The following is a 20234-nucleotide window of genomic DNA, read 5'->3' as shown; positions in this document are numbered from 1 at the left end:
AGATGGCCCGTTGCGCACATTATCAGACCACGAAGTCGCGCAAGTCATTCGGCAACAGCATCCCAGTCGGGCCCCGACCACACGTGCACGCGCTGATCCGAAAGCACGATCGCAGTCGGAGCGGAGGGAACAGAACCGGCGGCGCAGCCCGCCTGCGTGGCCGTCTCGGCGCTCGCGCCGGAGTACCGAGCGAGAGCGAGTCCCGAGCAGGCTTCGTCCACCTGCGCTACGACCACGTCGCCATCACTGATCGTGAGGGCCGCAGCGCCCGTTGCGGGGAGCTGCCGCCAAGTATCGTCGTCCGCGAGCACGAACGCCGCACCGCCGCAGGTCGCTGCGACGAGCCCGTCGCCGGTGCGCAGACTGCGAGCGTCTGGACACGGGGCGGCGAACCCTCCGTCCGGGCCGATGATCTGGCTCGGGTCGGCGGCATCCACGTAGTAAGACGCGGCGAGCGCGTCGGGGTACGACTCCCAGAACTGCCCTTGAGTGAACGTTCGCAGCGTTTGAATCTCGCAGTCGGCGCCCATCGCGGCGATAATCTCGGCCTGGCCATCTGCAAACGGGCTCAAAGACAACAGCTGCCCGATACCCAGGTAGCGGGGAGCGACGTCCTCCCAGGTTTCGCCACCATCCGATGATCGCTCCAGCGTCGGCTCGGCGCTACCGCACCGACCAGCCGTCCCGCGCCACATCACGCCCGAGCCTGTGGCGAGGAATCGCTCCTCTGATCGGTCGTACGAAGCCGCCGCACGCGTCGTGGGCGTCGGCGTCGGAGCGGACGACTGCTCGCTGGGCTGCGAGTACGTAGGAACCGGAGCGACGTGCTCGCCGTCTGTGGGTCCCGATCGCACGTGATCAAGGGCCAGCATCGTGAGGACGGCAGCGCCGATCGCGAGTATGCCGATCAGCACACCCAGAAGCCATCTCCGAGGCGTGCGCTCCAAAGCGTGCCGGCGTACCACCAGTCAGGCTCAGCGCGGATTCAGAAGGTCATCGAAGGTCGACGACCGTGCGTCCTGCTGACCAGATCGGCGCACGTTTGCTGAATCGGCGGCGGCGGCGGATCTCTTCGCGCGCTTCGGGCTCTTCGCCGGTTTCTTGGGGGTGGCGTTGTACACGCCGTAGCCGCCGTAACCATACCCGTAGCCGTAGGTGTACGCGTCAGCGCCCTTCGTCGGCACCATGGTCAGCACGACACCGGCAACCTTTGAGCCGACGGTCTCGAGCGCATCCAGCGCGCCCTCAAGCTGGTGCGTCGTCGTCTTGCCGACGGCGACGACCATGATCGCACCGGACGTCGAGCGAGACAGTACGGCGGCGTCGGTCACCGGCAGCAGCGGAGGAGCATCGCAGAGAACCACGTCGAACTCCTTGCCGAGCGCATCGAGCAGCTTGTGCATCCGATCTGAGCCCAGCAACTCGCTCGGGTTCGGCGGGATCTTGCCTGCGGGCAGCACGTACAGAGAACGGTTGCCCCACTGCAGCAGCACGTCGGCAACACGGGCGCGGCCGATCAGCACGTCGGTCAGTCCGGTGCCACCCTCGATGCCGAGGTAGTCGGCCACCTTGGGCTTGCGCAGATCCGTGTCGAGCAGAGCGACTCTCTTCCCGGTGTCGGCAAGTGCGATTGCGAGATTGAGGGTCGTCGTCGACTTGCCCTCGGACGGGATGCTCGACGTGACGACGAAGGTGTGCCCGCCGTCCATCTCGAGGAACTGCAGGTTCGTCCGCAGCGCGCGGAACGCCTCGGACCGAGGGCTGTGCGGATCCGCCTGGAGGATGAGCGGACGATCCTTCGCCTTCGGGTCATGCGGAATGGCGCCAATCAGCGGTCGATCGGTCAAGGTCTCGACATCTCGCGGCGTCCGCACGCGGTTGTCCAGGACGGAGCGCAGCACGGCGATGCCGACGCCAAGCGCGAGTCCGACGAGCACGCCGAGCGCGAGGTTGAGCGGAACGTTCGGGCTCACCGGAGTGAAGGATGCGAGCGCGTCACGTACTCGCGTGAGCTTGATCGGGCTCGCGTCCTGCCCAACCGGGGTGTCGATCCGTTCCACCGCCGCCGCCAGACTCGCGCCCAGCGCGTTCGCGATGTCTGCTGCTTGCACGGGGTCGGGGTCTTGCACCGTGATCTCGATGAGGGTGCTGTTGAGCGGGCTGTTCGACGTGACGCTCTCAGCGAGTTCGTCCGCAGACGTGTCGAGGCCGAGCTGGTTGATCACAGGATTCATCACGACGGGTTCGCGTACCAGGGTCACATAGGTCGTGATGCGCGACTGGGCGAAGGTCGAGCCCAGCTGCAGTTCGCTGACGGTGCTGCCGGCCTGCGACTGCACGAAAACGACAGCTTGAGACTCGTACAGGGGCGTTCGCGTCAGCGAGTACCCCGCGGCAGCGGCGAGCCCGATCAGCGTCGCAACCACAATCACCAGCCAGTTCTTGCGGAGGATGCGGATGTAGTCGCTGAGCTCCATGGCGCCTCTCGTCAGTTCTCGTTACGCGGGTTCATTGTCGCACAGCTGTTCATTCGGTCGGCTCCGCCGGTAGCCTGGATCCGATGTCTGCCCCCTCGTCCTCCATCTCGTCGCGCGCGGCTAGACGGTCTCGTCGACAGACGCCGTGGTGGCGGGGCGGATCGTCGATGCGGCGATGGAACTGGGATGTTCTCGGCTGGGTTCTCGTCGGGCTGGGCGCTGGAGTACTTGCCGGCGCGTGGATCGGAGGGATCCTCGGGTCGATCGTGCTCTGGGTCGCCCTGCTCGTGCCGGTGTTGCTGGCTTACCGTCGCGGAGTGCCGCGAGGACTGCTGCGGTTTCGATTCGTCGACGTGCTGTACGGCGTCGTGCTCGGCGGCATGCTTCGAGTCATTCAGGGATGGCTCGCTGTCGCTTCCGGTGGATCCGGGGCTTTGCCCTCGTACCCGACGCTGAACGGGGCGCTGCCGGACGGCTGGTGGGTCCAGGACCTGGTCGGGGGCGCTCTCATCGCGCCCGTGATCGAGGAGTTCTTCTTCCGCGGGCTCCTGCTCGTCGTGATCTTCACCCTCGTGCGGCGCTTCGTCGGCGCCGGGCGCGCCGGAATCTCCCTCGGAGCATTCGTCGGCATCGTGGCCTCAGCAGCGCTCTTCGTCGGTACTCACTATCTGACCGGAACGGCGTCGAGCGGAGCGGCCGTGAGCCTGACTCTGGTCGGCCTCGTCTGCGGGTTGCTGGTCGTGTTCACCGGGCGGATCTGGGCCGCGGTCCTTGTGCATCTCGTGTACAACGGCACGGGCGTGCTGCTCACCGTGGCGGGGACCCTGCTTGGGTAGGTCTACAGGGCCGCGTGCAGGACGCGCGCGACTTCGTCAACCGCGGGAACGAGCTGTGCAGCCGACGTCTCATACGTCTCACGCGAACGCCGGTACGGATCGATCACGTCGTCGTCTTCCGGCGCCGCTGGAGCTGTCGCACCCCGTTGCCGACTGATGAGCGCGGTCACGGCGGCGAGCCGTGCGCGCGGGCTGCTGCCGGCGGCATCCGCTGTGCTTCTGAGGTCATCGTCGGTGAGCGCGCCCGACAGCCGAGCGAATTCCCGAATGGTGAGCGTCTGGCGCAGCATCCGCGGGACGAGTTCGACGGCGGCGCTTCGGTGCTCTCGGGACATAGCGAGGATGAGGTCCGCATCTTCGGCGATCGGCTCGCGCAGCCACCGTGCATGGTGAGCGCCTGCTTCTTGCGTATCGGCGCCGTGGGCGATCGCGAGCTCTTGGGCATCTGGGGTCATCGGCTTGTCGATGAGCGCTCGTGTGCCGGCGCTGTGCACGCGAATCGGTGCGCCCGTCACGCGTGAGCGAAGCAGGACCTCAGCCAGGGGCGAGCGGCAGACGTTGCCGGTGCAGACCATGAGGATCCGGATCTGATCGTTCGCGGGCTTGAACTCCTGCGCGCGCTCGCGCAGCTCGCGCCGGGTGATGCCGTGAGGAGGCGTGTCGCTCATCACTCAACAATATGCTGTGGGTCATGCGGATCTTCCTGTTGGCGCTCTGGTTCAGCGCCATCGTCTTCGCCGTGCTCGAACTCACGGGCGTGAGCAGGTTCGGCGAACTCTCTCGGATTCCTGCACTTGTCTCGTTCGTCTTGACGCTCGTCGTGTTCGTGCCGTTTCTGGCAAGCGGCTTCGACTGGTTCAGCAGGTTCCTCCTCGCCCTTCCTCTGAGCCGGGCACGCCGCAAGACGTTCCGGAACCGGCGAGAGTCTCGTCGCAGATCGATGAACGATGGATGGCGGATGTCGCCGCCGTCGCATCGCGTCGGTTGATGTCCCGGACTTGAGGTTCACATGTTCCCGGGGCAGACCTAGCGAGTCGCGACGGGCCGCGTCACCGATGCGAAGACCCGTGCGATGAGACATCCCACGACCATCCCGAGTGTGTTCGCGATGACGTCGGATAGGGCTGTGACACGACCGGGGATCATCGTCTGCACGAGCTCGATGGCGGCACTCGCGGAGAAGCCGAGCAGGAAGATCCACCACGCATTCGTTCGTGGCCACGCAGCCGCGACGAGCAGGCCGAAAGGCGCGAACAGCGCGATGTTCGCGAGAAACTCGAACGCCGTGTAGCCGGCGTTCATCGAGATGCCGGTGTGATCTGACGCGAATCGAGCGAGGCGATACACGATGCCGGTGACACGCGACGCGGCCGATTCGGGCAGCCAGACGATCAGTGCCAGCACGGTCACGTACGGCACGAGCAGGATCCTCGCTGCGATGGCGGCGGGTCCGATGCGCGTGGGTGGCATGCGGTTGATTCTAGGAGGGCGGCGCTTCGGACAGGCTCGGGGATCGTAAGGGCCCAGCAGCCGCCAGATGCCAAGACTCACGCCGGGGTGAAGTTCGGGGTGAAATCGTTGCGCTACCCGGATGGCAGTAGCGCTCCTGACGGCAATGTGGATTGGCGCGATACTCGCGACGCTCCATGGGTTCGCATTCGGCGGGGGACCGGCACGCGAGCGAGCCGTGCCCTCGGCGGTATCCACGCTCTCGCGTCGAGGGCGCGGCGGTCAACAGGGTGAATCCGAGGGTGAGAACGGTGCGGACGCGCGTTTCGCCCGCCACGATCGCGCCAGAGTGAAATCGCCGCCCTTCCCGAACGGGCGCCATCGTCGCGGTCAGATGACGCCAATCCACAGAGAACGAGGACAGCACAGCCATGAGCATTGCGACCAGGAAGCGCGCGCGGAGGTGGGGCTCAGCGGCCCTCGCAGCCTCGATGGCCTTCGCCGGCCTGACGATCCTGTCCGGCCAGGGCTCTGATTCCGCCGAAGCCGCGCCCGCCACCGGCGTCGGCCAGTACGCGAGTGATATCTACTGGCTGGACTGGTCCTCAGCGCAGAACCACACAGGCTCGGGCACCAACAACGACCGCCCGTACCTCGGCGTTCAGAACGGGACGTACCTGGTGCAGAACCCGTTGCCCGGGCTGATCGTCACAGCTACTTTCTCTGACGTCGTCGCCGCGCCCCGCTCGGGAAACGGAACGCGCGAGGTGCACGTGACGCAGCAGGACCCGAACTGGTCCGAACTCAAGCTCAACGGCTACGACACCGGCAGCCAGTACAGCGTGATCACCCCGAACACGAACTCGTCGACGGTGTCCTTCACCCTCAACTTCGAAGCGACGCTGAATGGTCAAGTCATCCCGTTCAACGTCATTGCCACCGACGGTGAGAGTGCCGGTCCGGTTGCGAACGAATCCATCACCTTCACCACAAACGGTGGTGACTGGCAGAACATCGACAACACCACGCGCAGCGGAGCGAGGATGTGGACATCGCCGAAGCCGGACGGCGGATTCGGCACGACCACCATGGGGCCGTGGGTGACCGAGATGTCCACCGGGCAGGGGATGGCGCCCATCGGCGTGTCCAGCAACGCGAGTGTGGTGGACGTCGCCATCGATGCCAGCGGCATGCAGAACGTCATGATCGGTGTGATGCTTCCCGTCGACCACGGCGACGCACCCTCGAGCTTCGGAGAAGCGTCGCACCTGATCGAGTGGACGGCTGAGGGCGACCCGATGGGCGCTCCCGGCACCGCTGACGCACCTCGCGTCGCCTACGACTGGACTGCGAGCCCCTACCTGGGTGCCGTTCCTGCTGACCCCGACGACGGCACGCTCGGCGGCTGGACCGCCGACGACCTCGACCCGACCGGAACACCACGGGACGAAGGCTGGGAACAGCTCACTGGCGAAGCGTCGCCGCCCCGCGTTCTCGCGGGCAAGGTTCAGGACTACTCCGTCGAGGTGCTCGCGAGTCCTTCCGCAGAGGGGAAGACCGTCGCAGCGTGGATCGACTGGAACAACAGTGGGGAGTTCGAGACAGGGGAGCGCGCCGCGGCAACAGTTTCCGGTGGCAGCGCGCCCCTGACGTGGTCGCAGGTGCAGGCGGCCGACACCGCCTCCCTCGGCGCGCGCTTCCGCGTGGCATCTGACCCGACCCAGACTGCTGCTCCTACGGGGCTGGCCGAAGATGGCGAGGCGGAGGACTATCTGCTCCCCGCCACCCAGACCGCTGACGTGGTAAAGACCTCCGACCCCGCCAACGGCACCGAGGTCGAGCCGGGTTCCACGGTCACATACACGCTGACCTTCTCGAACTCGGGGAACCAGGCCCTCCTCGTCGACTACACCGACCACTTGGCCGGCGTGCTGGACGACGCGGCTGTAGTCGCCGGATCGGTCACGGTCAGCACGGGGCTGACCGCGACCGTCAACGGCGGCTCTCTGCGAATCACGGGTTCCGCCCCTGCGCAGACTGACAGCCAGGTCACCTATCAGGTCACGGTGAACGAGGACGAACTCGGCGACGCCGTTCTGCGCAACTGGGTCGTGCCCGGAACCACCGCGCCGCCCACCGAGTGCGTTCCGGCCAGCGACTGGTGCACCGAGCATCCGGTCAGCGCTGTGCCGTCCCTCGTGAAGACTTCCGACCCGGTTTCGGGTAGCCCCGTCGTGCCCGGCCAGAGCATCACGTACACCGTGACCGCGACGAACACCGGCGGCCCTGCTGTGGGCACCGTCATCTCCGACGATCTTTCCGACGTGCTCGACGATGCGAGCTTCACCGCAGGCTCTGCACGACTGACCATCGGCGACGAGGCCCCGCTGGTGCTGCCCGATCCGACCGGCAACACATTGCAGACCGAGCCCTTCACCCTGCCTGCAGGCGCCGCCGCGACCCTCGACTACACCGTCACCGTGGACGACGACACGTGGAACACCACCATCGGGAACACCGTCAGCGGATCATGGGGCGACCAGCGCACGATCGACTGCGACGTCTGCACCACCACGCATTCTCCGATGGGCGTGCTGATCCAGAAGGTGGGCGAATCCGCCGACTCTGAGATCGTGCCGATGAACGGTTCGGAATGGGCGGTTTACGTGGACGCCGGCGGTACCCCCGGCGCCGTTCTTGATGCAGACTCGATCGCGCAGGTCGACGGCGCCACCATTCGACTGCAGAACGTCACCGCTGGCGCTTACTGGCTCGAAGAGACCCGCGCGCCCGACGGATTCAACCTGCTGGCAGAACGCATTCCGTTCACCGTGGCCGCCGACGGCACCGTCACCCTTGACTCCGACGCCGATTCCCGGGTCGTCACGGTTGAGGCGGATGCCGATACCCGACTGTCCACGATCGTCGTCGCCGATGTCCCTGCCCTTGAACTGCCCGAGTCCGGTGGACCCGGTACCGCGACATTCCTCGTCACCGGCGGCCTCCTGACCGCGCTCGCCGCCGGCTGGGCTGTGGAATCCCGACGCCGTCGCGTCGCGGCCGCAACTGCCGGATGACATCACCCGCACGCCCAGACCGACCAGATCCACCAGGGGAGAGAAATGTCTGAAATCCAACGTCATCGTCGCCGGCTGACGACCGTCGCCACACTGATCGGCGCCGTGTTCGCCCTCGGCAGCATCGCGGCTCCCGCGTATGCCGCACCGATCGACGCCACCGAGACCGGTTCGCTCACCGTGCACAAGTACGAGAAGCAGGACACGGCCAGCGGGCTGCCGAACAACGGCACCGAAGTGACCGTGCCCGGTTACCAGGCTCTCGAAGGCGTCGAGTTCACCATCCAGCAGGTCGAGGGCATCGACCTAGCCACGAACGCCGGCTGGGCCGACGCGAACGCGCTGACCGCCGGCTTCGCAGACGCCGCGCCTCGCTACACCGAGCAGGCGGTGGATGCCATCACCGCTCAGGGCCGCACGTTGGGCGCGGCGGAAGCGGATACCACCGATGCCTCTGGGGAAGCGTTCTTCGGTGACCTCGACCTCGGTCTCTACCTTGTGAGCGAGACGTCGTACCCCGGCGGCGTCACGCCCTCGGCCCCGTTCCTGGTGACGGTTCCGGTCACCGACCCGGAGAACCTCGACGACTGGCTGTACGACGTGCACGTCTACCCCAAGAACTCGGTGACGGCGGCGCAGAAGACCGTGACGGATGCCGATGACATCGCCCTCGGCGATGAGATCGAGTTCACCATAACGAGCGACATCTCGAACGAGGCATCCATCGACGGGTACCGCGTCGTCGACGCGCTCAACAGCGCACTCGACTACACAGGCACCGCCGTCACGCTCTCGAACGGCACTGCGATCACGGCGGGAACGCACTTCACCGTCGCGCACGACGAGGTGACGAACACTGTCACGGTCGACTTCACGGCGGCCGGACGCCTCATGCTCGCCGCGAACCACACCGCACAGGTCCTCGTCGAGATCACGACAACCGCGAACGCGGTGGCCGAAATCTCGAACTCGGCGTACATCTATCCGAACGCCGGAAGTTTCGACGTCGACCCCGGCGACCCGAACGGACCGCAGGTCACCCCGCCGATCATCACCAAGTGGGGCAGTTTCGAGATCCAGAAGCTCGACGAAACGGGCACACAGCTCGCCGGTGCAGAGTTCTCGGTGTTCGACTCTGAGGCCGACGCGCGCGCTGGCGTGAAGGCGATCGAGCTGGACGGTCAGACCGTCCACGCCGTGGACGGCAACGGCATCCTGACCCTGTCGGGTCTGCGCTACTCGGACTGGGCTGACGGCGTGCAGATCGCAGAGGAGGCCGACTACCAGACGTACTGGCTGGTCGAGACGACGGCTCCGGAGGGCTACGAGCTGCTTGCCGCCCCCGTCGAGTTCACCGTCACGGCTGCGACGACGGCCACCGGGGTGGACCTCGAGGTCGAGAACGTCCCGTCCAATGCGGGATTCATGCTGCCGCAGACCGGTGGCACCGGCACCACGCTGATCTACGCCGCAGGAGCCCTGCTGCTCGCCGGCGCGATCCTGATGCTGGTTCGCGTTCGCCACCGCAAGGTCGTGGGCTGATCCGCGCCCACGGCGCCGCGGGCGCGCAGCCCGCGGCGCCGTGGCACACCCAGCGGATCGTCATCGTGGCTCTGACGATCGTCGGACTATGCGTGCTGCTGTACCCGTCCGCAGCATCCTGGTTCTCCGCCCGCGTTCACGCCACCGCCGTGAACGGGTACGTCCACGACGTCGCCGCGCTTGACGACGACGTCGTACAGGGCGTGCTCGCCGCCGCGCACGAGTACAACGACCGACTCCCGGATGGGCCGCTGCGGGACCCCTATGCGCTCGACGCCGACGGTTCACAGAGTGAGATCGCCGGTGGGCGCGACGGCTATGAACAGCTGCTCGGCGGCCTGCCCGGCGATGTCATGGCCCGTATCCGCATTCCCACCATCGCCGTGGATCTGCCCGTCTTCCACGGAACCGACGAGAACACCCTCGCCCAGGGTGCCGGCCACCTCTATGGATCGGGACTCCCTGTAGGCGGAGAAGGCACCCACAGCGTGCTGACCGCGCACTCCGGGCTCGTGAACTCGACGCTGTTCACCGATCTGCACGAGCTGCAGCTCGGTGACGTGTTCACCGTGACGGTCCTGAACGAAGTCCTCTACTACTCCGTCGACCAGATATTGACCGTGGAGCCCAACCAGACCGACGCGCTGCGCCAGATCGCCGGGGGCGACTACGTCACCCTGGTCACCTGCACGCCGATCGGCATCAACTCCCACCGACTGCTCGTTCGAGGCGAACGGATCGAACCACCCGCCGCGGGCAGCATCGACCGGGTCGCGGTGACCGACGACGTCATCGATCCCGGATTCCCGTGGTGGGTCATCGGTCTGCTGGCAGGTGTTCTGGTGATCCTCGTCCTGACTCGTCCTCGATCGGGACGCGCGCAGCGGACGCGCGACGCAGCACCGGAAGAGTCGCAAGGCTGAGCAGCGCGACGGCTGCCGCGGTGCCGTACAGCACCAGGTAGTTGTCGTTCGCGCCGGAGACCGGGTCGCCCTGACCGACGCGCAGCAGGGCGGCGGCGACCATCGGCGCGAGCACCTGCGGAATCGTCTCGGCGACGTTGAGCACTCCGAGATACGTGCCCGCACGGCTGCCGGGGATGACGCGCATCGCCAGCGCAAGATTCACCGTGAGATACGCTCCGACCGCGAGGCCGCCAATCGTCGTCGCGATCCACAGGATGATCGGTGCATCTGCGAACGCGCGTGTCGCTGCGCCTGCGGCCAGCCCCAGTGCGCCGCACACCAGGAACGGAAGATAGCGCCGCACCCGTGATGCCCAGGCGCCTCCCACGGCTGCGCCGATCACGATGCCGGATCCGCCAGCGAGCGTGGCGATCATGGCGATCGGTGTCGCATCGACCGGATCCTTCGTCATCCGGTCGATGATCAGGTAGATGGTGAACGCCGTCGCGAGAGAGAATGCCGACTGCATCGCCAGCCGCTGCAGCCACACCGCGGCAAAGGCGGACGAGAAGGAAGCGATCCGGATGCCACGGCGCGATGTTGCCGGGCTCTTCGGCGCCCGTGCGTGTGCGTGCGATGTGGATTCGCGGATGCTCAGTGCGAAGCCGACGACGATGAGCGCGACCAGGGGCATCGCGAACGTGACGAGATCGACGTGGCGGGGGAGGAGAGCCGCGAGCACGAGCGGCGGCAGCGTGCCGACGAACGCGGCGGCAGTAAACACTCCCGACGCCGCGGCTCGTCTGCTGTCGGGCACGATGTCGGCGAGTAGTGCAGCTGCGGAGGCGAGCACGGCGTTGTAGGCGGTCTGGGTGCACAGCCAGGAGACGATGATCGCCGGGAGAGAGTCTGCGACCGCGAGTGCTGCCACGCCGACGAGGCCCGCGAGCGTGCCGCCCAGCATCCAAGGCCGGCGCTTGCCCCACCGGCTCCGCGTGCGATCCGAGAGTGCGCCGAACAACGGGTTCGCGAGCAGCGCTGCAAGGCCGCCGAGAGTCAGCACTGTGGCGAGCGCCGACGCGCGATGCTCTTCGGGCAGCAGGGCGTCGATCTTCAGCGGGATGGCGGCGACGACGGGCGCGGTGAGCGATCCGAGGGCGACGAGATTGACCGCCGCCAGCAGGTAGACGGTTCGCCGCTCTGCGCTGTATGCCCTGGTGCGTGCTCGCATGACGGCCTCCGATCTCCAACACAGCACTCTAGCTAGAGTGAGATGCATGGTTTCAGCGGTATCGGTGACGGCGTCGCCGACGTCGTCGACGCTGCTGGAGCGCCCCCGGCTCATGGACGCCCTCGCGACTCCCGCCCCCTTCGTCGCCCTCGTCGGGCCCATCGGCTCGGGAGCCTCCACGCTGCTGCGGCAATGGGCGATCCACCAGACGAACGTGACCTGGGCCTCCGCCGACGCGATCCCAGACGCCGCGGGTGCCGTGCTCATCATCGACGACGCGGACGGGGTGGATACAGAGGGGTGGGAACGCATCCGTTCGTTGCGCCGCACGCGTCCGCAGCTTCTCGTCCGCGTCGCTGTGCGCAGTCGCAGCGCAGTGCCGGCGGAGGAGGAAGCAGAGTTCGTCCACGGACTGTCCTTCACCGTCGATGAGACGAGCGAGTACCTCTCGAACCTCTCATCGCAGCTCGACTCGCGCACCGTGCACCTCGCGACCGGTGGGTCGCCCGCAGCCGTGCGAGCCGTCGCTCAGCTGAAGACGACCAGGGCGGAGATCGTCGCCGGGGCGCTCGCCGGTCTCGGACCCGGAGCTCTGGACCGTCAGCACGTCGGTCTCGCGATTCCCGAGGTGCTTACTCATGAGCTCGTTCGCGAGCTCGGTGGACCGACGGATTTCATCGATGAGGCCGAACGGGCGGGCATGGGGCAGTGGACAGTGGATGCCGGGCACCCGCTGTTCGTGCTCACAGCGCCCGTGCGGGCGGCGACTGCGAAGGCGCACCCGACCGATGATCCGGAGGCGGTGCGAAACCGGGCCGCAGAGGTTCTGATCGCGCAGGGCGCCTGGTACGGCGCACTCGTCGAGGGTGCGGCCGCTGGGTCGCTCGCCGTCGTGGACGCCGCGCTACGAGGCGGGGGCATGCCGCTGCTGCGGATGCATGGCGCGACGATTGCGGCGGTGCTGCGCGGCATCCATTTGTGGGAGCTGCGGCGCTGGCCGGTCATCGCGATGGCCCAGGCGCTCATCTACAACGCTCGACGAGAGCACAGGGTGCGTGCGATCGAGCTGATGGGCATCGCGCTCATCGGAGCCCGCAGCGCACCAGCTGGATCAGCGGAACGCGGGTTGCTCCGTCTGATCGAATCGGTGCTGCAGCGACTTCTCGGAGTCGGCGACGGCGGTGTGAAGGCTGCGCAGGCGGCATCGCGGATCCTCCGCGAACTGCCTGCCGATGAGTACCACGCCATTCACGGGCTGCTCGGCGACCTGCACACGCACGCCGCAATCAGCCTCATGGCCGGCGGAGTGCGGGACGACGCCCTCGCGGAGTTCGAGCGGGGGCTGGCGACCGCAGACCGCCCTGGTCTGGACCTGCTCTCGTATGGCGGCCTCGCGGCCATCAATGCCCTCGCCGGAGACCTCGTCACCGCCCAGAACTGGGTCGACACGGCGTTGAAGCGTCCCTGGCCGGATGCCGTCTTGAACGAGTATGCCGGATGTCTGCTGCGCATAGCGCAGGCCAAGATCGCCGTCGAGCGGAACGACCTCGACGGCGCCGAAGAGGCGATCGACAGTGTGTGGCACATCATCGACACCGTCGAGTACTGGCCACTGCTCGCACATATGCGCGCTCTGATCGACATCTGCCGCGGACGCGCCGGCGGCGGACTCGAGCGATTCCGTGCGCTGCGCCGCAGCCGCGGGTCGAGACTGTCGCGGTGGTATACCCGTCTGCTCGACCTCACAGAATCGTCTCTCGCGCTGGCGGCCGGCGACCACGAGGCGGCCCGCGCGTTCGCGCCGCGAGGTGGCGATGCCGCCCTCGTGACCATCGGCGTCGCACACGTGGCCGTTTTCGACGGCCAGTACGAGAGGGCATTGCGGATGCTGGGAAGCATCGCCGCCGAGAGCCCCGAGGAACGGACGAGTCTCGCCGTGCTCGAGGCGGTCGTGCTGCGTCGACTCGGGCGCTCCGGGGACGCCGCTGTTGCCGCGCGTCGAGCCTGCACGGTTGCAGACGCCTACGGATTGAAGACGCCGTTTCTCCTTCTGACAGCCGAGGATCGCGAACTGTTCGACGTCGCCGTGCCGTGGGGCCCGCCGGCCGGGGGCGCTCCTGGCATGGCTCCCAAACTCACCGAACGTGAGCGTGTGATACTCCACGAGCTCGTCGAGAGTACGAACGTGAACGACATCGCCGAGCGCCTGCATGTCTCGGCGAACACCGTGAAGTCGCAGCGTCGGACGCTGTATCGCAAGCTTGGTGCGACGTCGCGGGATGAGGCCCTCGCGGCCGCGATCGCGCACGGGCTCTTAGCTCCGACGGCGACCGGCTGAGGGATCACCTCGGCTGGGGCCGCCGCCGGCTGGCTCAGGGCCGCGTTACGGCCGTCCCATCCCGTAGTACGTCCACCCGGCGGCGCGCCAAGCCGCGGCATCCAGGCCGTTGCGGCCGTCGACAATCACACGTCCGTGCGTCAACGCGCTGACATGCTCCGGATCCATCTCGCGGCGGTACTCGTCCCATTCAGTGACCAGGAGCACGGCATCCGCATCGCGCAACGCTTCGTCGCGATCGGCGACGTATGTGAGCTGCGGGTGCACGCGGCGGGCGTTGTCGATCGCCTGCGGATCGGTGACGACGATCTCGGCGCCCAGGCCCTTCAGGCGTACGGCTACGTCGAGCGCGGGGGAGTCGCGCACATCGTCGCTGTGTGGCTTGAAAGCAGCACCGAGAACCGCGATCTTCTTTCCGTGAACGCGTCCGTCGAGTGCCTCGGTTACGAGTTCCACGGCACGGTCGCGGCGACGCATATTGATGGCGTCCACTTCGCGCAGGAAGTTCACCGACTCACCGCGCCCGAGTTCCTCGGCGCGAGCAGCGAACGCGCGGATGTCCTTGGGGAGACATCCGCCGCCGAACCCGATGCCGGCACCGAGGAATCGTCGGCCGATGCGCACGTCATGACCAATGGCATCCGCGAGCTGGGTCACGTCGGCGCCGGTCACCTCGGCGATTTCGGCCATTGCATTGATGAACGAGATCTTGGTCGCGAGGAAGGCATTCGCCGAGACCTTCACGAGCTCGGCCGTCGCGTAGTCGGTGACGATGAATGGCGTGCCCTTGGCAACGGCCGGGTGGTAGACCTCGCGGAGGATCCTCGCCGCGCGCTCGCCGTCCGCGCCCTCGGGCACACCCGCCACGAGACGGTCGGGATCGATGGTGTCCTGCACGGCCCAACCTTCGCGGAGGAACTCTGGGTTCCACACAAGCGTCGCACCCGTTGCCGCAACTCGCGGAGCGAGTTCGGCGGTCGTGCCCACCGGGACGGTGGATTTTCCAGCGACGATGTCTCCCTCGCTCAGATGCGGGAGGAGCGCAGCGAACGCCGCGTTCACGAACGTGAGGTCGGCGGCATACCCCCCGTGCTGCTGTGGCGTGCCGACACCGATAAAGTGCACAGCGGCGCCCTCGGCGGCGGAGATGTCGGTCGTGAACGAGAGCCGCCCAGAAGTGATGCCCTCGGAAAGGATCTCCTGCAGGCCCGGTTCGAAGAACGGCGCCTCGCCCTTCGACAATGCTTCGATCTTGCCAGCATCGACGTCGATACCGACGACCTCGTGGCCGATCGACGCCATCGCCGCCGCGTGCACGGCTCCGAGGTATCCGCAACCGATGACAGAGAGCCGCATGTAGAGTTCCTTCCCCCGAACAGACACTCCCTCCATCATGGTGCATGTCCGCTTGTCCGCATGCCGGACGGACGCTTGCGGGCGTCGTCTCGAACCTGTCCGCTTTCGCTAACGCATTCGGCTGAACGCCGCTCGTTGAGCTGCTGAGGTCGCCGTTGTCGGCTTTCCGACAGGCTCAGGGAGCGGCTAGGGCCTCTCAGTGTGATCGGGATACTACGTCGCCCTTAGCGGCGTGCGTGGCCCGACGCGGGAAGAGTGCGACGGTGAGACAGATTGCGACGCATGCGCCCAGAAGCTGAGCGATGACGAACGGCAACACCGATGCCGGGGCGATGCCCGCGAACGTGTCGGTGAAGACGCGGCCGATCGTGACGGCCGGGTTCGCGAACGACGTGGAGCTCGTGAACCAGTAAGCGGCGCCGATGTAGCATCCCACCGCCGTCGCTACGACAGGAACCGAACGGCCGGCGCGGCTGAGCCCGGTGATCACCAGCACCAGACCGGCGGTCGCCACCACCTCGGCGAGGAACGTGGCCGGCGTCGCGCGGTCGATCGTGGAGAGCGCCGGTGCCACGTCGAACATCGCGTTCGCGAGAACGGCGCCACCGATCCCGCCGACGATCTGGGCGGCCGAGTACGTGACGAGTTCGCGCTTGAGCAGTCCGTCGGGAGAGTGGCGATTGAGAATCGTCATGGCCAGCGAGACGGCCGGGTTGAAGTGCGCACCCGACACTGGACTGAGCAACACGATGAGCACGCCGAGCCCCATCGCCGTGGCGAGGGCGTTCTCGAGCAGCTGGAGCCCGGTGTCGGACGACAATCTCTGCGCGGCGATGCCGGATCCGACGACGACGGTGACGAGCATCCCGGTGCCGAGGAACTCGGCCAGCGCACGCCGCCAGAGCGGGTGCGGGCTCACTCGGGGAGCTCGCCGATCAGTGTCTCGACCCGGCTGCGGATGTCGTCGCGGATGCGGCGAACGGTGTCGGCATCCTGACCGGCGGGGTCGTCGAGCTCCCAGTCCTCGTAGCGCTTGCCCGGGAAGATCGGGCACGCGTCGCCGCATCCCATCGTGATCACCACGTCGGACTCCTTCACCGCATCGACAGTGAGGAGCTTCGGGGTGTTGTTCGCGATGTCGATGCCCTCTTCAGCCATCGCTGACACCGCGGCCGGATTGATCTGATCCTTGGGCTCGGAGCCGGCCGACAGCACCTCGACGCGGTCGCCGGCAAGGGCCTGGAGGAAACCCGCGGCCATCTGGGAGCGGCCGGCGTTGTGGACGCAGACGAAGAGGACGGTGGGCTTGGTCATGGTGAAAGCATAGATGATTATCTATAGATCGTTCAAGAGGTCGCGGACGCGGCGATCGATGTCGTCGCGGATCTCGCGTACGGTGCTCATCGGCTTGCCGACCGGATCCTCGAGATCCCAGTCGAGGTAGCGGCGCCCTGGATAGACAGGGCAGGCGTCACCGCATCCCATCGTGATCACGACATCCGCCGCCTTGACGGTCTCGTCGGTGAGAGGTTTCGGGAACTCGCCGCCCACCGGGACGCCGATCTCGTCGAGAGCGGCGACGATCGCGGCGCGAACCTCGGATGCCGGCGCCGAGCCGGCCGTGCGCACCGTGACCCGATCGCCCGCGAGCTGGCGCAGGATGCCGGCGGCCAACTGCGAACGCCCGGCATTCTGCACGCAGACGAAAAGGACTGAGGGCCTTGCCGTCTTGCTCGTGGCGGCCTTGCGGTCATCGAGGCGATCGGAGGCGAAGCGCGCTGTGCGCGAGGCGAGCAGATGCGTATCGCCGCTCTGCTTGAGCAAGTCGTGGCTCTCCTCCACGCAACGCGCGACCGTCTCGCGGTTGAAGGTGCCGCGGTAGCGCGTGGCGAGATCGTCGATGATGCGGTCGAGGTCGGGTGAGGCTTTCAGCGCGGCGGCGTCGCGCGGGCCGAGGATGGCGGAGACCCGATCGGCCTGCTCGGGGTCGATCGAATACCAGACCCGGCGCCCCTCGCGCTCGCGCGTGACCACGCCCTCGGAATGCAGAACGCCCATGTGGTGGCTGACAGTGGGCTGGCGCAGCTGCAACGCCTCGGCGAGTCCGCCGACGAGGGCGCGACCACCGTCGGCGTCCTGGATCAGTTGCACGATACGTGCGCGCGTGGGATCAGCGAGCGCGGTCAGTGCTCCGGCGTCCACCGCGGAATTCATAGACGGGAGTCTATCTCGCGGGTATGGAATGCTGGGACGAGGGCGTGACTTATACCCCCTAGGGGTATTGGGTGACTACCGCAGGAGGTCTGATGAGTCAGCACGATCACACCATGAGCCATGCCGAGCACCAGCAGGTGCCCGTGCAGGCCCACGGTCATGGCGAGCACGCGGGTCACGCGGATCACGCGGATCACGTCGGGCAGTTCCGGCGGCTGTTCTGGATCATGCTCGTGCTCGCCGTTCCGGTGATCATCTTCTCCGGCATGTTCGCGATGCTGCTCGGCTATCAGCTGCCCGAAGCGGGATGGGTGGCGTGGATCTCGCCGGTGCTCGGCACCGCGATGTACGCGTGGGGTGGTGCGCCGTTCCTCACCGGAGCCGTGCAGGAGCTGCGCTCACGTGCGCCGGGCATGATGCTGCTGATCGGGCTGGCGATCACGGTCGCGTTCCTCGCGTCGTGGGGCGCGAGCCTCGGGATGCTGCACCACGAGCTGGAGTTCTGGTGGGAGCTGGCACTGCTGATCGTGATCATGCTGCTCGGACACTGGATCGAGATGCGCTCGCTCGCGCAGACCACCTCGGCGCTCGACTCGCTGGCAGCGCTCCTGCCCGACGAGGCTGAGCGCGTCGAGGGCGGCACCACCGTCACCGTGTCGCCTGCGGAACTGCGGGTCGGCGACGTCGTCGTGATTCGGCCCGGCGGCCGCGTGCCCGCCGACGGGAAGGTCGTGCAGGGCGCGGCGAGCATGGACGAGTCGATGATCACCGGAGAGTCCCGCACCGTGCGCCGTGCCGACGGCGACCCGGTCGTCGCCGGAACCGTCGCCACGGATTCGGGTCTTCGGGTGGAGATCACAGCGATCGGCGACGACACGGCGCTCGCCGGCATCCAGAAGCTCGTGACCGAGGCGCAGAACTCGAGTTCGCGCGCGCAGCGCATCGCCGACCGCGCGGCCGCGATGCTGTTCTGGTTCGCGCTGACCGCCGGTGTCATCACCGCCGCGGTGTGGACGCTGCTCGGGATGCCGGACGCCGCCGTGGTGCGGACGATCACCGTCCTGGTGATCGCGTGCCCGCATGCGCTGGGCCTGGCGATCCCGCTGGTCGTGTCGATCGCGACCGAGCGGGCCGCGCGCAGCGGTGTGCTCATCAAGGACCGGCTGGCGCTGGAGAGCATGCGCACTGTCGACACCGTGCTGTTCGACAAGACGGGAACCCTGACCAAGGGCACGCCTGCGGTCACCGGCATCCACCCCGCCGAGGGGATCGACGCCGATCGTCTGCTCGCGCTGGCGGCCGGTGCAGAGGGCGACTCGGAGCACCCGCTGGCGAAGGCGATCGTGAATGCGGCATCGCACCTCGCAGTGCCCGGGGCGTCGGGATTCGCCTCGTCGCCGGCGGTCGGCGTGCGCGCGGACGTCGATGGGAAGGTCGTGCAGGTCGGCGGGCCGTACCTGCTCGAGCAGGAGAGCGCCGGCGAGCTTCCGATCGCGGAGGAGTGGCGGAGAGAGGGAGCGATCATCCTGCATGTGCTCGTCGACGGTCATGTGGCGGGAGTGCTGCGGCTCGCCGACGAGGTGCGCAGGGAATCGCGCGAGGCGATCGAGGCGCTGCACGCTCGCGGCGTGCAGGTCGTGATGATCACGGGCGATGCGGAGGCGGTGGCGGCATCCGTGGCGTCCGAGTTGGGCATCGACCGGTTCTTCGCAGGCGTCCGGCCGGAGGACAAGGCCGCGAAGGTGAAGCAGTTGCAGGACGAAGGGCGCCGTGTGGCGATGGTCGGCGACGGCGTCAACGACGCCCCCGCCCTCGCGCAGGCCGACGTCGGCGTGGCGATCGGAGCCGGCACCGACGTCGCCATCGCGTCGGCGGGCGTGATCCTCGCGAGCGACGATCCGCGTGCGGTGCTGTCGATCATCGAGCTGTCTCGGGCCAGTTACCGCAAGATGAAGCAGAACCTCTGGTGGGCGGCCGGGTACAACCTCATCTCGGTTCCGCTCGCCGCCGGCGTGCTCGCCCCGTTCGGCTTCGTGCTGCCGATGTCGGTCGGCGCCGTGCTGATGTCGCTGTCGACGATCGTGGTCGCAGTGAACGCGCAGCTGCTGCGGCGGCTGGACATCCGGCCCGAGAGCGTGGTCGCCGGCCGCTGACGCGCGGCGCTCAGCTTCGGAGCGCCGGCCGGTATCGCTGGGCGACCGCCCCGGACCGGAACTCGCGGCGATCCACGAGCTCGAGCTGGATGCGCTCACGCAGACCGGCGAGCAACGTCGGACCGTGTCCGGCGACGACCGGGTGCACCAGGAACTCGTACTCGTCGATGAGCCCTAGATCCGCCAACGCCGCAGGGAGCGTCACTCCACCGACCCACAGGCCCTCGCCCGGCTCCTGCTTGAGTCGCTGAACCGTCTGCCGCAAATCGCTTCGCACCAGCTCTGCATTCCAATCGACCTCGCTCAGCGTGCTGGAGACGACATACTTCTTCTTCCGGTCGATGGTCTCGGCGAACGGGATCTCCCACTCGTCCATCCAGTCGGGCCAGGTGCCGCCGGCTGGCCGGCGCCACGCCGACTCCATCATCTCGTAGGTCACCCGGCCGAACAGCAGCGCATCGGCGCGCTCCATCTCAGCGGTCCAGTAGCGCATCGACTCCTCGTCCGGCGGGAGCCCTGCCTCGTGATGGCAGCAGCCGTCGAGTGTGACGTTGATCGAGTATCTCAGCGGTCTCATCTCGTCGCTCTTCCTTGATGCGCGCAGCGTTTCACCGGACCGCACTCAGACTACTGTCGGCGCCGCCCTTTGTCTCTGG

The 20234-nt window shown here is 67.4% G+C and carries 17 protein-coding genes; 7 read left to right on the top strand and 10 right to left on the bottom strand.

Translation table 11 applies throughout. The annotated features are described in order from the left end of the window. Nucleotides 1-44 precede the first annotated feature (44 nt). Nucleotides 45-914 (bottom strand): hypothetical protein, encoded by an 870-nt coding sequence (locus tag IM776_RS12250; protein ID WP_194420369.1) that lies wholly within the window; start codon nt 912-914, stop codon nt 45-47. A gap of 60 nt (nt 915-974) precedes the next feature. Then, the gene (locus tag IM776_RS12245) at nt 975-2477 is read right to left on the bottom strand and encodes a tyrosine-protein kinase domain-containing protein (protein ID WP_194420368.1); all 1503 of its coding nucleotides are present in this window, start codon (nt 2475-2477) and stop codon (nt 975-977) included. 167 nt (nt 2478-2644) lie between these two features. Between IM776_RS12245 and IM776_RS12240 the strand changes: the two genes are divergently transcribed. Next, complete coding sequence (locus IM776_RS12240) at nt 2645-3313, top strand: CPBP family intramembrane glutamic endopeptidase (protein WP_194420367.1); 669 nt, start codon at nt 2645-2647, stop codon at nt 3311-3313. A gap of 2 nt (nt 3314-3315) precedes the next feature. Here the strand turns inward: IM776_RS12240 and IM776_RS12235 are convergent, their stop codons facing one another. Continuing rightward, nucleotides 3316-3981 (bottom strand): arsenate reductase/protein-tyrosine-phosphatase family protein, encoded by a 666-nt coding sequence (locus IM776_RS12235; protein WP_194420366.1) that lies wholly within the window; start codon nt 3979-3981, stop codon nt 3316-3318. A gap of 23 nt (nt 3982-4004) precedes the next feature. Between IM776_RS12235 and IM776_RS12230 the strand changes: the two genes are divergently transcribed. After that, complete coding sequence (locus tag IM776_RS12230) at nt 4005-4301, top strand: hypothetical protein (RefSeq protein ID WP_194420365.1); 297 nt, start codon at nt 4005-4007, stop codon at nt 4299-4301. 38 nt (nt 4302-4339) lie between these two features. On the opposite strand, the gene IM776_RS12225 is transcribed toward IM776_RS12230, so the two are convergent. Next, on the bottom strand, nt 4340-4783 hold the full coding sequence (locus tag IM776_RS12225) for a VanZ family protein (RefSeq protein WP_194420364.1): 444 nt from the start codon (nt 4781-4783) through the stop codon (nt 4340-4342). 410 nt (nt 4784-5193) lie between these two features. Here IM776_RS12225 and IM776_RS12220 point away from each other — a divergent pair, with 410 nt between their 5' ends. The 3 genes from IM776_RS12220 (at nt 5194) to IM776_RS12210 (ending at nt 10304) form a co-directional block, all read left to right on the top strand. Then, entirely contained in the window at nt 5194-7839 is a 2646-nt protein-coding gene (locus IM776_RS12220) for a CshA/CshB family fibrillar adhesin-related protein (protein ID WP_194420363.1), read from the top strand. A gap of 45 nt (nt 7840-7884) precedes the next feature. Next, nucleotides 7885-9381, top strand: coding sequence for a SpaH/EbpB family LPXTG-anchored major pilin (locus tag IM776_RS12215; RefSeq protein ID WP_194420362.1), 1497 nt, complete (start codon nt 7885-7887; stop codon nt 9379-9381). 65 nt (nt 9382-9446) lie between these two features. After that, nucleotides 9447-10304, top strand: a complete 858-nt coding sequence (locus tag IM776_RS12210; protein WP_228479748.1) for a class C sortase — start codon at nt 9447-9449, stop codon at nt 10302-10304. On the opposite strand, the gene IM776_RS12205 is transcribed toward IM776_RS12210, so the two are convergent. After that, the gene (locus tag IM776_RS12205) at nt 10198-11517 is read right to left on the bottom strand and encodes an MFS transporter (RefSeq protein WP_194420361.1); all 1320 of its coding nucleotides are present in this window, start codon (nt 11515-11517) and stop codon (nt 10198-10200) included. The two genes, IM776_RS12210 and IM776_RS12205, sit on opposite strands and share 107 nt — an antisense overlap. Before the next feature lie 46 nt (nt 11518-11563). Here IM776_RS12205 and IM776_RS12200 point away from each other — a divergent pair, with 46 nt between their 5' ends. Further along, a complete protein-coding gene (locus IM776_RS12200) occupies nt 11564-13855 on the top strand; it encodes a LuxR C-terminal-related transcriptional regulator (protein WP_194420360.1) in 2292 nt (763 codons plus the stop codon). Between the two features lie 45 nt (nt 13856-13900). On the opposite strand, the gene IM776_RS12195 is transcribed toward IM776_RS12200, so the two are convergent. The 4 genes from IM776_RS12195 to IM776_RS12180 all read right to left on the bottom strand — a co-directional run bounded on the left by IM776_RS12195 (nt 13901) and on the right by IM776_RS12180 (nt 17425). After that, nucleotides 13901-15211: a UDP-glucose dehydrogenase family protein gene (locus IM776_RS12195; RefSeq protein WP_194420359.1), complete on the bottom strand. Its 1311-nt coding sequence runs from the start codon at nt 15209-15211 to the stop codon at nt 13901-13903. 196 nt (nt 15212-15407) lie between these two features. Then, nucleotides 15408-16130, bottom strand: coding sequence for an MIP/aquaporin family protein (locus tag IM776_RS12190; protein ID WP_194420358.1), 723 nt, complete (start codon nt 16128-16130; stop codon nt 15408-15410). Further along, entirely contained in the window at nt 16127-16525 is a 399-nt protein-coding gene (locus tag IM776_RS12185; protein WP_194420357.1) for an arsenate reductase ArsC, read from the bottom strand. The genes IM776_RS12190 and IM776_RS12185 overlap by 4 nt, the downstream gene beginning before the upstream one ends. 21 nt (nt 16526-16546) lie before the next feature. Further along, complete coding sequence (locus tag IM776_RS12180) at nt 16547-17425, bottom strand: metalloregulator ArsR/SmtB family transcription factor (protein WP_194420356.1); 879 nt, start codon at nt 17423-17425, stop codon at nt 16547-16549. A gap of 92 nt (nt 17426-17517) precedes the next feature. On the opposite strand from IM776_RS12180, the gene IM776_RS12175 reads away from it, so the two are divergent. Further along, complete coding sequence (locus tag IM776_RS12175; RefSeq protein WP_194420355.1) at nt 17518-19578, top strand: copper-translocating P-type ATPase; 2061 nt, start codon at nt 17518-17520, stop codon at nt 19576-19578. Between the two features lie 10 nt (nt 19579-19588). Here the strand turns inward: IM776_RS12175 and IM776_RS12170 are convergent, their stop codons facing one another. Further along, complete coding sequence (locus IM776_RS12170) at nt 19589-20155, bottom strand: dihydrofolate reductase family protein (protein ID WP_194420354.1); 567 nt, start codon at nt 20153-20155, stop codon at nt 19589-19591. Nucleotides 20156-20234 lie beyond the last annotated feature (79 nt).

It is taken from the genome of Microbacterium abyssi, assembly GCF_015277895.1.
GTDB classification, from domain to species: domain Bacteria; phylum Actinomycetota; class Actinomycetes; order Actinomycetales; family Microbacteriaceae; genus Microbacterium; species Microbacterium abyssi.
Note: the sequence above shows the minus strand (reverse complement) of the source record. Positions and strands in the feature narration are given on the sequence as shown.